We start from the raw sequence: 13,323 nt of genomic DNA, 5'->3' as shown, positions 1-13,323 counted from the left end.
TTTGCTTGGCGACCATAGCGTTGTGGACCCACCTGACTCCATGCCGAACTCAGAAGTGAAACACAACAGCGCCGATGGTAGTGTGGGGTCTCCCCATGTGAGAGTAGGACATCGCCAGGCTTTGAATATTGTCTAACCAGACACGCTGCGGAGCGGTAGTTCAGTTGGTTAGAATACCGGCCTGTCACGCCGGGGGTCGCGGGTTCGAGTCCCGTCCGCTCCGCCACTTATTAAGAGCCTCAGCAGTCATGTTGAGGTTTTCTTCAATGAGAAGCATAAATTATTTAGGGGTGTAGCTCCAACTGGCAGAGCAGCGGATTCCAAATCCGCGTGTTGGGAGTTCGAATCTCTCCACCCCTGCCATCTATCAAGCCTCCGCAGAAATGCTGAGGCTTTTTACTATTTTTCATCTCCTTATTATTTTTTAGGACATTCCTGTTCTTCAATAAAAGTATCGCCTCCATACTGCATTAAACCGATCTTTTCTGTGCTAATTTTAAGTTTGCATTTTTACGGCGTCAGTAGGTAATGCTTGCTAAGATAGTGGCAATATCCTCGTAGGGAAAAATATAAGATGAATCCAGTCATTGAAACTATTCTTGCACATCGTTCTATCCGATCTTTTACCGATCAGAAGATAACTCCAGATCAGCTGAGTACAATTATTTCTGCTGGTATTGCGGCATCATCATCGAGCCTATTACAGGTTAATTCAATCATTCGTGTTACGGATAAAGATAAACGCGAGCAGTTGGCTATACTGGCGGGCAACCAAGCTTATGTTGCAAGCGCTGCTGAGTTTTTAGTGTTCTGCATTGACTACCAACGTCATTACGCCATTAATCCTGAGGTAAAACCAGGGCTGATTGAACTCACTTTGATTGGCGCTGTAGACGCTGGGATCATGGCACAAAACTGTTTATTGGCGGCAGAATCGATGGGATTGGGTGGTGTTTATATTGGCGGCTTAAGAAATTCACCTAAAGAAGTGGATGAGTTATTAGAGCTTCCTCCATATTGCGCAGTGTTATTTGGTATGTGTTTGGGGTATCCGGCTCAGAATCCACAACTAAAACCTCGTTTATCTCCTGAGGTAATTGTTCATGAGAATACCTACCATGCTTTGAGTTATGCTGAAATAGAGCAATATGATGAGACGATGAGGGCTTATTATCAGACGCGTTCTTCCAATACTAAGCAAGCGGCTTGGTCTACAGAGGTAACGGCTAAATTAGCACAAGAATCTCGACCTCATATGTTGAACTATCTCAACAGTAAAGGCTTAGCACACCGATAAAAAGAGCCCAATCTTAACGATTGGGCTCTTTTACAATGATTAGGCTAAACCTTGAATAACGACGAATTTTTCAAGTAGTTGATGTTCAGTTTCTATGTGTTCTGGATCGGTAATGATGCAGTTTGTTATCGGACATACGGATTGACAGGTGGGCTTGTCGTAATGTCCTTTGCATTCAGTACATAGATTAGGATCAATTTCATAGATCCGGTTGCCCATAGAGATCGCGCCATTTGGACATTCCGGATCACACATATCACAGTTAATGCATTTACTGGTGATCAATAATGCCATAACTACTTGCCTACGGGATTACGAGTATCTTGGCCAGCATTCAAGTTACGCATTAACAGAGCAAAGTTTAAATCCAACTCTTCAGGAACCGGGATATAAACAAAGTGACCGTTTCCTTTTGCGTCATCAACAGTTTCACCTTTGCGGTTTTCCATTGCTTCAAGTCTGAAGACAACATTCCCTTTTGGGGTCATCAGCTCTAAACTATCACCTAAGATAAACTTGTTTTTAACTTCAACTTCAGCCATTTCACCACGACGTTTACCCGTAAATTCACCAACAAATTGCTGTGAATCTGAGACTGAATAGCCATAGTCATAGTTTTGATAAGTATCGTGTGTATGGCGTCGCAAGAAACCTTCGGTATAGCCACGGTGTGCAAGGCTTTCTAAAGTGCCCATCAGGCTTTCATCAAATGGTTTACCTGAAACTGCGTCATCAATTGCTTTGCGATACACTTGAGCTGTGCGAGCGCAATAATAGAAAGATTTAGTACGACCTTCTATTTTTAATGAATGCACGCCCATTTTCGTCAATCGTTCTACATGCTGTACGGCTCGTAGATCTTTTGAGTTCATAATGTAGGTGCCATGTTCGTCTTCAAAAGCGGCCATCTTCTCTTCTGGACGATGGCTTTCTGAAAGCAAAACCACATCATCAATCGGTTTGCCTAAACCAAGTGTATTATCAGGGCGCTCTTCTTGTATCTCGATAGTTTGAACTGCTGCTGGATCAAATTTCTCGACAATTTGACCGGTTTCGTCTTCTTTGGCTGATTCAACTTTGTATTCCCAACGACATGCATTAGTGCATGTTCCTTGGTTTGGATCACGTTTATTAATGTAGCCAGACAATAGACAGCGACCTGAATAAGCCATGCATAATGCGCCATGAACAAAAATTTCGAGTTCGGTCGTTGGACATTGCTCACGAATTTCTTCAATTTCTTCCAACGAAAGTTCGCGTGATAGAATCACTCGTTCAACGCCTTGGGATGCCCAGAACTTAACTGTTGCCCAGTTAACAGCATTGGCTTGAACTGAAAGGTGAATAGGCATTTCAGGAAATGCTTCACGAACCATCATGATAAGCCCAGGGTCAGACATAATGAGCGCATCTGGTCCCATTTCAACCACAGGCTTTAGATCTCGGATGAATGTCTTAAGTTTTGAGTTGTGGGGTTGAATATTACAAACCACGTACAATTTTTTACCCAAAGCATGTGCTTCATCGATACCGATTTGCAGGTTTTCATGGTTAAATTCGTTGTTGCGTACACGAAGGCTATAACGAGGTTGGCCGGCATAAACGGCATCTGCACCGTAAGCAAACGCATAACGCATGTTTTTTAGACTGCCCGCCGGTGATAGTAGCTCGGGGACAAAAGGGGTATGTGTGCTCATTGTTTTTCTCTAATCTGATCTCAAGTCAGGCCAATACCACCTGATGGTATTGGAGGGGCGCAAATTTTACGTTAAAAATAACCTTATGCCTAGTAGGGATCGTAAGCGATACAAAAAAGCCCAACACTTTTAAGGGTATTGGGCTTTTGCATGATGTTTTTGTTAAGCGTTCGGGTGAGGAAGGCCGCCGAGAACGTCAAATAAGTTAGGCAAAAATGCTGACATTTCACCACACATTAATGAGAAATCGGCATCAAAGCGAGCCGCTTGCTCTTCTCGTGGAATATCTTCATTTTGTTCTTTGAGCTCATCGCTAAATGCCAAACGCTTAATGCTACAATCTTCAGCCAGAATAAAGCTCAGGCGATCTTGCCAGTTCAATGCCAGTTTAGTGACAACTTTATTGGCTTCAATATGGCTTAAGATCTCATCGCTTGTCAGTTCTTGTTTCTTACAGCGGATCACTGCGCCATCTTCTAATAACGACTTTAATTCAGCTTCATCCAACAAGCTAAACCCTTGTGGTAGTTCGCCACTTTTAACCCACTGAGTAAGTGTTGTTTCTACCGCTTGTTCTGGGATCGCAGGTACTACGGGTAGGCTACCCATGGTTTTGCGTAGCAGCGCCAAAACGTCTTCAGCTTTTTTGTAGCTTGCGGCATCGACTAAAATGAAGCCTTGCTTGGGTAGGATAAGCACAAAGGTGAGATTGCTGCGGCTAAATGCTCTAGGTAGGAGATCGATGACAATATCTTCCTTGAGGCTTTCCTTCTCCTTTTTCTTGAGAGGTCGCCCTTCTTCCACTTCCATCGCTTCAACTTTGGCATTCAAAGAATCTTTAATGACCGAAGCAGGTAACATCTTTTCTTCTTTTTTCGCGCAGATCAGAATACGGTCTTCAGAAACGTGGGTCATCATGTCGCCGTGTTTACCCATTGCGTTAACCCAACCAAATTTTTGCTTATCTTGGCTGCCGCATGGCGTAAAACGAAATTCGGCCAGTTGTTTTTCGAGCTGATCGGCGTTGAATTCTACATCGCGATTAACACGATAAACCATACAGTTTTTAAACCACATATTCTTTCTCTTACTTAATTAGAAGACGCAACATGATAGGGGATTTGAAAGCTAAAGTCTTAAATCAATTTCAAAATATAATCATGAACTTGATAAGAAACTTATATGAAAAATTGTTTGCAAAGGTCACAAAAGTGTCATAATTGTTTCCCATAATGCATAGCGTTGATTACATAGAAAGGTTATTCAAATGTCTAGAAGGATTCTGGTTGTTGAAGACGAAGCACCCATTCGCGAAATGTTGTGTTTCGTGCTTGAGCAAAAAGGTTATCAAGCTGTTGAAGCGGAAGATTACGACACGGCGGTGAGTAAACTGGCTGAACCCTTTCCCGATCTTGTGTTATTAGATTGGATGTTGCCCGGCGGGAGTGGTATCAACTTTATTAAGCATATGAAGCGTGAAGAATTAACACGCAACATTCCTGTTGTGATGTTAACCGCCCGTGGTGAAGAAGAAGATAAAGTTCGCGGCCTTGAAGTGGGTGCGGATGATTACATAACCAAACCTTTTTCGCCTAAAGAGTTGGTTGCTCGTTTGAAAGCGGTTATCCGGCGCGTCACACCGACAGCACTGGAAGATGTGATCGACGTGCAAGGATTGAAGTTAGATCCTGTCTCTCATCGAGTAACGGCTAATGATAATGCCTTAGAGATGGGGCCGACGGAATTCAAAATGCTACACTTCTTTATGACGCACCAAGAACGCGTCTATAGCCGTGAGCAGTTATTGAACAATGTGTGGGGTACCAACGTTTATGTTGAAGACCGCACTGTCGATGTTCATATACGCCGTCTGAGAAAAGCGTTAGAAGAGGCTGGCCACGATAAATTAATTCAAACAGTACGTGGTGCCGGTTATCGCTTTTCATCCAGAACATAAAGGATTAATTAAGGTACGAAATGGTTGAACGTTTAACGTGGAAAAGGCTGGCTTGGGAGCTGGTTTTTTTTTACTCTCCTTGGATTATCGTTGGCTGGATCTTTGGCCATATGGCTTGGCTGCTGCTAGCGGCTACGGCGTTGCAACTGATTTGGCATTTGCATAACCAAATGCGTTTGTCGGCTTGGTTGTGGGATGAAAAACGTTTAACGCCGCCTTCCGGGACTGGAAATTGGGAATACCTGTTTAATGGGATTTATCGTTTACAGCAACGCCAACGTAAAAAACGCAAAGAACTGACCAATTTGATCCGCCGCTTTCGTAACGGGGCTGAGTCGCTACCCGATGCGGTGGTGGTGTTCCGTGACGAAGGGAACATTGTTTGGTGTAACCGACTTGCACAACACCTGCTCGGTTTTCGCTGGCCAGATGATGCAGGTCAACCTATCTCAAATTTATTGCGCGCCCCTGATTTTATCAAATATCTGCAAAAAGATGATTTCACAGAACCACTTGAAATGCGCTCTCCACTTAATGTTGAGCGCATGTTAGAGCTGCGTATTGTGCCTTACACCGAAGGTGAGCATTTGATGGTTGTGCGTGATGTCACTCAGTTGAAACAGTTAGAAGGCATGCGCCGAAATTTCTTTGCTAACGTTTCTCATGAACTGAGAACGCCGATGACGGTGTTGCAAGGGTATCTTGAGATGACAGAAGACCCTGACATGCTGGTAGGGCCGATGTGGCCTAAGGCACATGGAGTGATGACTGAGCAGTTAAACCGTATGAACAGTTTAGTCAATCAACTGCTGACGTTGTCAAAAATTGAAGCGGCGCCTATGCATGAGCTGGATGAAGTGGTTGATGTTCCGGCTATGTTGGAAGTACTTGAAAAAGAAGCGATCAGTTTAAGCGGCGATCATCATCACCGACTGTATTTTGATGTCGATAAGCGACTTAAAGTATTGGCCGATGAAGATCAGCTGCGCAGTGCTATATCAAACCTTGTTTATAACGCCGTCAAATATACGCCTCCGGGGGCGGAAATTAATGTGCGTTGGTATCAGAACGCGCAAGGTGCTTGTTTAGACGTGGTGGATAAAGGGGAAGGGATTGAGCCACAGCATTTACATCGTTTAACGGAACGTTTTTATCGTGTCGATAAAGCACGTTCGCGAGATACTGGAGGAAGTGGGCTTGGGCTCGCGATTGTTAAGCATGCATTGTCACATCATGACACGCATTTGCAGATTCACAGTGAAGTGGGGGTTGGCAGCAAATTCTCTTTTATTTTGCCTAAACGTTTGGTTGTGCTGTCATGATACATCGCATATTTACAGCCTTTCTCTATTTTTACTTGCTGGTTACCACGAACGCCGTGATCGCTCAGCCGCTCGTGGATTACTCAAAAACTAACGGTGTTGCAGGTAGTTTACTTTCTGTGGGGTCAGACACTCAGGCAGGAATGACGACGCTCTGGGTTGAAGAGTTTAAGACGATCTACCCAAATATCAATGCTCAAGTACAAGCCTCAGGTTCTTCCACAGCGCCTCCTGCTTTAACTGAAGGAACGGCGCAATTTGGCCCAATGAGTCGACCGATGCGTGGTCGTGAGATTGAAGCATTTGAACGCGCTCACGGTTATAAGCCGACGGCATTGCGGGTTGCGATAGATGCCATTGGTATTTTTGTACATCGAGATAATTCAATCAAAGGGCTTAATTTTACTCAATTAGATAGTATTTTCTCATCTACGTTGCGCTGCGGTGCTACACAACCGACCAATACTTGGGCGCAATTGGGCGTTTATGAGGATTGGGCTAAGCGAGGAATTCAACTGTTTGGCCGAAATTCGGTGTCGGGAACCTATGGCTATTTCAAACAAAACGCACTGTGTGGTGGCGATTTCAAAAAGGGAGTAAACGAGCAGCCGGGATCGGCATCGGTTGTACAATCGGTTGCCTCATCGATCAATACTATCGGTTATTCTGGTGTTGGTTATCAGGTTTCTGGTGTGAAATTGATTCCGATAGCCAAACAAGGCGATCAGTTTATTGCCGCAAGTTATGAAAATATTCTATCAGGTGCTTATCCGTTATCTCGCTATTTGTATGTGTATGTGAATAAACATCCTAATCAGGATCTGCCACCCATGCAGCGCGAATTTATCCGTTTCATTTTTTCTAAGCAAGGACAAGCGATCGTTGGGAAAGATGGTTATGTGCCTGTCAGTGCCGAGTTTGCTCAGCAAGAACTAGCTAAAGTGGGCATAAAATAACGAGCTGTTCGCTCGCTATTTTTAATCAAACCCAATTCAAATTAAACATTGAGCTGCCAACCGACACTTCGCCAATACTGTTGTTCGCACATCAGATCCGCATGTAATAATTTATTATTTTCTAACCAATTGGCATCTTCACATTCTAGTTTCCACTCATCATCTTTTGCGCTGAGCGTCAGCTCAGGAAGAGGATCATCATTACGTTGGCTATTGACAACAATCGCTAAACGCAACACGCGGATGAGGCCAATAATGTGCTTTTTCTTAAACAAGGTGAAATCATTCATTTCTTGCAGTTTGAGGGATTTGCGTTGAAAGCGCGCTAAGGTCGATAGCACTTGCTGTTGCTCGCTGTTAAAACCGGGCATGTTGGTGTGACGCAGAATATAAGCAGAGTGTCGGTGAAAGCCTTGTAAGTTAATGCTCAATCCCACCTCATGCAATAACGCTCCCCATTCCAAAAGATCAAACAGTTCGCTACCTTTTTTCAATCCTAGCTCTGGGGTCACATTCTGTAGAAACTCTTTTGCATGGCCTTTGACTTTAGCGGCATGCTCTAAGTCGACTAGATGCTTCATCGCGAGGTTTTCAGTGGTGCGTAAACGGATATCGGAATACTTGAACCGATCTTCCATCTCATAAAGCAAACCTTCTCGTAATGCACCATCAGAAAAATGCATCTCTTTCACACGCAGCGATTTTAAAACCGCGCTTAAAATGGCAACTCCCGCAGCAAAAACGGGTTTTCTATCGTCAGTCAACGCGCTGAGTTCGATCTCATCAATACTTTGCCATTCACAGAGTTTTTCGATGAGTTTATTGACTCGCTCAAGCGTGATGATGCCATCATCAAAGCCCAAATCAATCAGTACTTCGTGAATGGCTTTGATGGTTCCTGACGAGCCGAAGGCGACTTCCCACCCTTTTTTGCGATATTTCGCCGCAATAGATTCGATTTTTTGCTCGGCGGCTAATATCGCATGAGCGAAGTTTCTGCTTGAAAGCCTACCATCAGCGAAGTAACGGTCGGTATAGCTGACGCATCCCATTTGCTTGCTGTTGATTAGGTCTGGATCAAACCCTTGGCCAATCACCATCTCGGTACTGCCGCCACCGATATCCACCACTAACATAGACGCTGCTTGAGGTTGAGTATGTGCCACGCCTAAATAAATTAAGCGTGCTTCCTCAGCTCCGGGAATGATTTCAATAGGGAAAGGCAGTACCTGTTTGGCTCGTTGCAAGAATGTATGAGCATTATTGGCTTGACGCAGCGTATGCGTGGCCGCGATGCGCACGTTTTCAGGTTCGAAACCTTGCAACCGCTCGGCAAACATCGCTAAGCATTCAAGTCCTCGCTCTATGGCATCGGCATCCAAATTTTTTTGTTCATCTAACCCAGCCGCCAAGCGTACACGTTGCTTATGGCGGCTCACCAGTTGCAGATCTTGATCGACGACTTTGGCCACCACCATATGAAAGCTGTTAGAGCCTAAATCGATGGCTGCAATATCGCGAATAGTATTAGTTGGGTTGATTGTCATGTAAGGGTTCTTTGCTCTTTCTGGTCTGTCTTTCTACATTCTTAAGATAGTCGTAGATGGCAAATTGTGAACGCACTTTTTTACGGTTACCACGTTCTACATAATTATTGCTCATCTCTTTGTCTATCCAGCGCGCTTTCACTGTATCGGTAAATTGTAAATTAATAATGTCAATCATACGCTGTTTCAAACGTGGGTCACGAATTGGTGTCGTTACTTCGATACGATGATCGATATTGCGCGTCATCCAGTCGGCAGAGGAGATATACACCAGCGGGTTGCCATCATTGTGCGTAATAATGACACGGGGGTGTTCCAAAAAGCGATCAACGATGCTGATGATTTTGATATTGTCACTCACACCCTCAATTCCCGGAACTAGCGAACACATGCCCCGGACGATCATCTTAATTTGTACGCCCGCGCTGCTTGCGCCATACAGTTTATTGATCAACCCTTTATCCACTAAGTTATTTAACTTTAAAGTGATTGCGGCTTTTTTACCAAGTTTCACATTGGCGATTTCACTGTCGATTAATCGATAAAGCTGAATACGAGAGTTTCTTGGCGACACAATGAGATGGCTAAATTTAACTGGGCGGTAAGGGTTTTCAATATAGCCAAACACGTTTCGTACTTCGGTAGCAATTTCATTGTCGGCGGTCAGGAGTGAAAAGTCCGTATAGATACGGGCGGTTTTTTCATGGAAGTTGCCTGTGCCTATGTGTGCGTAGCGAACGATGTTGTCCTGTTCTTTGCGGCTAATGAGCAGCAATTTAGAGTGAATTTTTAATCCGGGAGCCCCGAAAATTACTTGGACCCCCGCTTCGGTCAAAATACGTGACCATTCAATGTTGGCTTCTTCATCAAACCGTGCTTGTAACTCAACCACTACCACCACTCGTTTGCCATTGTGTACTGCATCGACGAGCGAGTTCATTAAGCGAGAATCTTTGGCAACTCGATAAATATTGATTTTGATGCTGATCACTTTGGGATCAAACGACGCTTGTCTTACCAACTCGGTAATGTGTTCAAATGAGTGGTAAGGGTAGTGAAGTAGAATATCCTGAGCGCGAATCGCATCAAATGCATTGGCAAAACCTTCAAAGTCAGCACATTGCATCGGTGGTAGCGGCTTGTTTTCTAAATAGTCACGCCCCACGTTTGGGAACCCAATAAAATCTTTAAAGTTATGGTAACGACCACCAGGAAGAAGGCTATCATAGTGCGATATTTTGAGTTTTTCGCACAAAAATTTAAGCATTTTTGTCGGCATTTCTCGTTCATAAACAAAGCGTACGGGCATAGCACTTAAGCGTTGATTCAACCCTTCTGACATCTGTTCTAACAAACTGTATTCGACTTCCCGTCGCAAGTCATATTCCGCATCACGTGTCATTTTCATCGCGTACCCCGTGAGCTCTTCATAGTCAAAAAATCCGCGGAAAATCTCATCGAGGCAGTGGCGAATGATGTTGTCCAATAAGATGATGGTTTTGCGGCGTTTGCCCTTTTGCTCCGGCACCATGACAAAGCGCGGTAGGTGGTCTGTCGGGATTTCAATCAGCGCATATTGGCTGCGGTCATTGTGTTTGAGATCAACGGCAATATAGGCGTATTCATCTTTCAAAAATTGCATGACATCAATGTCGTCAGTCATGAGTAGCGGTGTAATATGCGGGCGCACTTCTTTATGGAAATACTTAGTGATCCATTTTTTCTGAGTCTCATCCAACTGCGTTTCATTAACCAAGAAGATACGGCGACGTGCCATTTCTAAAATAAGCTCATTATAGAGATTGTCGAAATCTTGGTTGAGTTTGAACGCCTTACTTTGCATTCGTGTCAGCAAATGCTTGGTAGTATCGTTACCACCACGTTCTCGGTTGATCAAAATTTGCCGTTTTACATCGGAAAAGCGAACTTTATAGAACTCATCCAGATTGTTAGAAAAAATACCTAAAAACCGTATTCTCTCGATTAAAGGCACGGTTTTATCTGCGGCTTCTTGCAATACGCGTTCATTAAACGAAAGCCAGCTCAATTCCTTGTCGATATACAACTTGTCCGTACTCATTCATGTTACCTTTTAACTCAATTGACGTTTTTTACTGACTCACCCTCTGTGTGCTGATTGTGCGATTCTGCACAGCAATCAATTCGGGTATTGATGATTATGCAAACTATGCCTTTTATGTGACATTTTTATTTCAAGCAGGCAAGTTGAGTATAGTTGTTTTATTTTCAGTCGTTTATTGCGAGTTGTAATATACTTGTCACGAAAATTACATATTATACGCAGACAGGAAAAAGGGTAGAGAGAGCAATGGCACCAAGTGAATTTTCATTGAAGGAACGTGACAGAAAACGGTTGATAAAAGACCGTTTGGTTCGCCTTGCAGTGAGTTTTGGTGGCGTGAGTGTACTTGGCGCTTTAGTGCTGATTTTTGTCTATCTTGCGATGGTTGTTTTCCCTCTTTTTGGTAGCGCAAAAATTGAAAGGAACGTGGCGCAAGTGAGTATAACCACTTCCAATCCTCAATTTTTGGCCATAGATGAATACGGCGAGAATGCCTTTGTTGTTGACCTTGACGGCAGCATGAACTTTTGGCCCTTGGACGGCAAAACGGAACACGCATTGTGGTCGGATAGTCTCCCTATTCGCGTTGATCTTTTTAGCCAAGCTACCCCGCTGGATGGGTGGTTTGCCGCTAGCAATGCGGCGGGAGAGGTCTTTATTGCTCGCCCTAAATTCAGTTATCTGCATAGCGTGGAAGGTCGCCAGTTTTCTCCTTATCTTGAGCGCGTCAGTTTACCTTCTACATTTCGGCTGACTCATAAAACGCAAACGTTACGCCAGTTTGCCTTCGCCGTTACTGATGAGGCACTTTTCTTTGCTTCTTATCTCGATAATGATGAGGTGATAGTACAAACCTTAACGAGTGATAACGTTGAGCCAATTCAGCGCTTTGTGTTTCAAGGCTCATTTCCTTCTTTGGACCAATTGCTTTTTACGCCAGATGGTAAAACGCTTTACCTTCGCTCTGGGTCCGAATTGGTTGTTGCCGTTAAGAGTCGTCAAGGTTATTTCGTGCGAGAAGTGGTTGATTTAAGCCAAGGTAATTCCGATCGAGCCGTGACACAAATCAACTTATTGTCCGGTGCTTATTCGCTACTGGTGACTCACCGTAACGGCTTAGTGTCACAATGGTTTGATGTGCTGCAAAATGAAGAACGTCAACTGACTCAGATTCGTAAGTTTAAATTAGCGCCGCAGGTGACGCTGTTACTGCCGGATACTTATCGCAAAGGTTTTTACAGTTTCTACCCTAATGGCACAATCCAAAGTCACTATACGACCAGTGAAAAACTGGTGTTGTTTGAGAGGATGTACAACAAAGCCCCTCAATTGGCCGCCATGTCCAATAATGAGCTTTATCTCGCTACGTTAAGCGAGCAGAAGATCAGCGTGGCAAAAGTGGATAATGATTATCCTGAAATATCACTCTCATCATTGTGGCAAAAAGTGTGGTACGAAAGTTATCCAGAGCCTCAATATGTGTGGCAATCGACGTCAGCGAACGATGAATTTGAGCCTAAGTTTAGCCTAGTACCGATAGCCTTTGGCACTCTTAAGGCCGCAGCATACGCAATGTTATTTGCAATACCGATTGCGGTGTTTGGCGCGATTTACACGGCTTATTTTATGTCACCGAGAATGCGCCGAGTGGTGAAGCCGTCGATTGAATTGATGGAAGCGTTACCAACCGTCATTATTGGTTTTTTAGCGGGGTTGTGGTTTGCACCATTAATTGAAAGCCATCTCGCGGCGGTCGGAGCGCTGCTGCTATTTTTACCCATTGTGATGTTACTCGTTGGGCTAGGTTGGCACCTGTTACCGAGAGCATGGGTGCGAAATTTTTCAAATGGGTGGCACGCATTGATACTAATCCCCGTATTAGTCGTTAGTGCAGTGGTTATCTTTTCGTATAGCAGCCAAATTGAAGTTTGGCTATTTGATGGCGATATTCAGATTTATCTCGCGCAAAACGGCATCGATTTTGATCAGCGTAATGCGCTGGTGGTTGGTTTTGCGATGGGCTTTGCCGTCATTCCAACCATTTTCACTATTGCGGAAGATGCGATCTTTTCCGTACCTAAACATCTTTCTGATGGGTCATTAGCATTAGGCGCAACACCTTGGCAGACATTAACCAAAGTCGTGTTGTTAACGGCAAGTCCTGGCATATTCTCGGCGATCATGATGGGGTTGGGGCGAGCCGTCGGAGAAACAATGATCGTTCTTATGGCGACGGGTAATACACCCATTTTAGATTGGAATATTTTAGAAGGGATGCGCACCTTATCGGCAACGATTGCGGTTGAGTTACCAGAGTCGGAAGTGGGAAACTCCCATTACCGGTTGCTTTTTTTAGCGGCACTATTGCTACTCATGTTCACCTTTTGTGTGAACTCGATTGCTGAATGGGTCAGACAAAGGTTGCGTGCCAAATATCGCGCTTTGTAATCAATTGGGAAAAATC

At 44.2% G+C, this 13,323-nt stretch carries 10 protein-coding genes, 2 tRNA genes and 1 rRNA gene; 8 read left to right on the top strand and 5 right to left on the bottom strand.

The annotated features are described in order from the left end of the window. Positions 1 to 4 precede the first annotated feature (4 nt). The 4 genes from rrf to nfsA all read left to right on the top strand — a co-directional run bounded on the left by rrf (position 5) and on the right by nfsA (position 1,297). Positions 5 to 120: ribosomal RNA gene (rrf, locus tag AACV32_RS02415) — 5S ribosomal RNA — on the top strand. 29 nt (positions 121 to 149) lie between these two features. Beyond that, positions 150 to 226, top strand: a tRNA-Asp gene (locus tag AACV32_RS02410). A gap of 60 nt (positions 227 to 286) precedes the next feature. After that, positions 287 to 363 (top strand) — tRNA-Trp (locus AACV32_RS02405). A 211-nt stretch (positions 364 to 574) separates the two neighbouring features. Continuing rightward, positions 575 to 1,297 carry an oxygen-insensitive NADPH nitroreductase gene (nfsA, locus tag AACV32_RS02400; RefSeq protein WP_017042132.1) on the top strand — a complete coding sequence of 241 codons (723 nt, stop codon included), beginning with the start codon at positions 575 to 577 and terminating at the stop codon, positions 1,295 to 1,297. Between the two features lie 39 nt (positions 1,298 to 1,336). On the opposite strand, the gene AACV32_RS02395 is transcribed toward nfsA, so the two are convergent. The 3 genes from AACV32_RS02395 to rdgC form a co-directional block, all read right to left on the bottom strand. Continuing rightward, a complete protein-coding gene (locus AACV32_RS02395; protein ID WP_013857525.1) occupies positions 1,337 to 1,591 on the bottom strand; it encodes a YfhL family 4Fe-4S dicluster ferredoxin in 255 nt (84 codons plus the stop codon). Between the two features lie 2 nt (positions 1,592 to 1,593). Continuing rightward, positions 1,594 to 2,994: a prephenate-dependent tRNA uridine(34) hydroxylase TrhP gene (trhP, locus tag AACV32_RS02390; RefSeq protein WP_047689061.1), complete on the bottom strand. Its 1,401-nt coding sequence runs from the start codon at positions 2,992 to 2,994 to the stop codon at positions 1,594 to 1,596. Positions 2,995 to 3,156: 162 nt separating this feature from the next. Then, positions 3,157 to 4,071, bottom strand: coding sequence for a recombination-associated protein RdgC (gene rdgC / locus AACV32_RS02385; protein WP_047689059.1), 915 nt, complete (start codon positions 4,069 to 4,071; stop codon positions 3,157 to 3,159). 190 nt (positions 4,072 to 4,261) lie between these two features. Between rdgC and phoB the strand changes: the two genes are divergently transcribed. The 3 genes from phoB to AACV32_RS02370 are packed head-to-tail and all read left to right on the top strand — an operon-like array spanning position 4,262 to position 7,229. After that, positions 4,262 to 4,951, top strand: coding sequence for a phosphate regulon transcriptional regulator PhoB (gene phoB / locus AACV32_RS02380; RefSeq protein WP_013857522.1), 690 nt, complete (start codon positions 4,262 to 4,264; stop codon positions 4,949 to 4,951). A 20-nt stretch (positions 4,952 to 4,971) separates the two neighbouring features. Beyond that, positions 4,972 to 6,273 carry a phosphate regulon sensor histidine kinase PhoR gene (gene phoR / locus AACV32_RS02375; RefSeq protein ID WP_170894867.1) on the top strand — a complete coding sequence of 434 codons (1,302 nt, stop codon included), beginning with the start codon at positions 4,972 to 4,974 and terminating at the stop codon, positions 6,271 to 6,273. After that, positions 6,270 to 7,229 (top strand): PstS family phosphate ABC transporter substrate-binding protein, encoded by a 960-nt coding sequence (locus AACV32_RS02370; RefSeq protein WP_170894866.1) that lies wholly within the window; start codon positions 6,270 to 6,272, stop codon positions 7,227 to 7,229. The genes phoR and AACV32_RS02370 overlap by 4 nt, the downstream gene beginning before the upstream one ends. 41 nt (positions 7,230 to 7,270) lie before the next feature. Here the strand turns inward: AACV32_RS02370 and ppx are convergent, their stop codons facing one another. Both ppx and ppk1 read right to left on the bottom strand, forming a co-directional pair. Continuing rightward, on the bottom strand, positions 7,271 to 8,776 hold the full coding sequence (gene ppx, locus AACV32_RS02365) for an exopolyphosphatase (protein WP_064624530.1): 1,506 nt from the start codon (positions 8,774 to 8,776) through the stop codon (positions 7,271 to 7,273). Further along, complete coding sequence (ppk1, locus tag AACV32_RS02360; protein ID WP_170894865.1) at positions 8,757 to 10,856, bottom strand: polyphosphate kinase 1; 2,100 nt, start codon at positions 10,854 to 10,856, stop codon at positions 8,757 to 8,759. The genes ppx and ppk1 overlap by 20 nt, the downstream gene beginning before the upstream one ends. A 249-nt stretch (positions 10,857 to 11,105) precedes the next feature. Here ppk1 and AACV32_RS02355 point away from each other — a divergent pair, with 249 nt between their 5' ends. Beyond that, on the top strand, positions 11,106 to 13,307 hold the full coding sequence (locus AACV32_RS02355; protein ID WP_170894864.1) for an ABC transporter permease subunit: 2,202 nt from the start codon (positions 11,106 to 11,108) through the stop codon (positions 13,305 to 13,307). The last annotated feature ends 16 nt before the right edge of the window (positions 13,308 to 13,323 follow it).

Origin of the sequence: Vibrio sp. B7 (genome assembly GCF_963888765.1) — a bacterium.
Classification (GTDB): Bacteria; Pseudomonadota; Gammaproteobacteria; order Enterobacterales; family Vibrionaceae; genus Vibrio; species Vibrio anguillarum.
This window is presented reverse-complemented; position numbering and strand designations above follow the sequence as displayed.

What these genes read in the sequence shown, in the direction of transcription:
- nfsA (WP_017042132.1), top strand. Translation starts at nt 575, where the DNA reads ATGAATCCAGTCATTGAAACTATTCTTGCACATCGTTCTATCCGATCT.
- AACV32_RS02395 (WP_013857525.1), bottom strand. Translation starts at nt 1,591, where the DNA reads ATGGCATTATTGATCACCAGTAAATGCATTAACTGTGATATGTGTGAT.
- trhP (WP_047689061.1), bottom strand. Translation starts at nt 2,994, where the DNA reads ATGAGCACACATACCCCTTTTGTCCCCGAGCTACTATCACCGGCGGGC.
- rdgC (WP_047689059.1), bottom strand. Translation starts at nt 4,071, where the DNA reads ATGTGGTTTAAAAACTGTATGGTTTATCGTGTTAATCGCGATGTAGAA.
- phoB (WP_013857522.1), top strand. Translation starts at nt 4,262, where the DNA reads ATGTCTAGAAGGATTCTGGTTGTTGAAGACGAAGCACCCATTCGCGAA.
- phoR (WP_170894867.1), top strand. Translation starts at nt 4,972, where the DNA reads ATGGTTGAACGTTTAACGTGGAAAAGGCTGGCTTGGGAGCTGGTTTTT.
- AACV32_RS02370 (WP_170894866.1), top strand. Translation starts at nt 6,270, where the DNA reads ATGATACATCGCATATTTACAGCCTTTCTCTATTTTTACTTGCTGGTT.
- ppx (WP_064624530.1), bottom strand. Translation starts at nt 8,776, where the DNA reads ATGACAATCAACCCAACTAATACTATTCGCGATATTGCAGCCATCGAT.
- ppk1 (WP_170894865.1), bottom strand. Translation starts at nt 10,856, where the DNA reads ATGAGTACGGACAAGTTGTATATCGACAAGGAATTGAGCTGGCTTTCG.
- AACV32_RS02355 (WP_170894864.1), top strand. Translation starts at nt 11,106, where the DNA reads ATGGCACCAAGTGAATTTTCATTGAAGGAACGTGACAGAAAACGGTTG.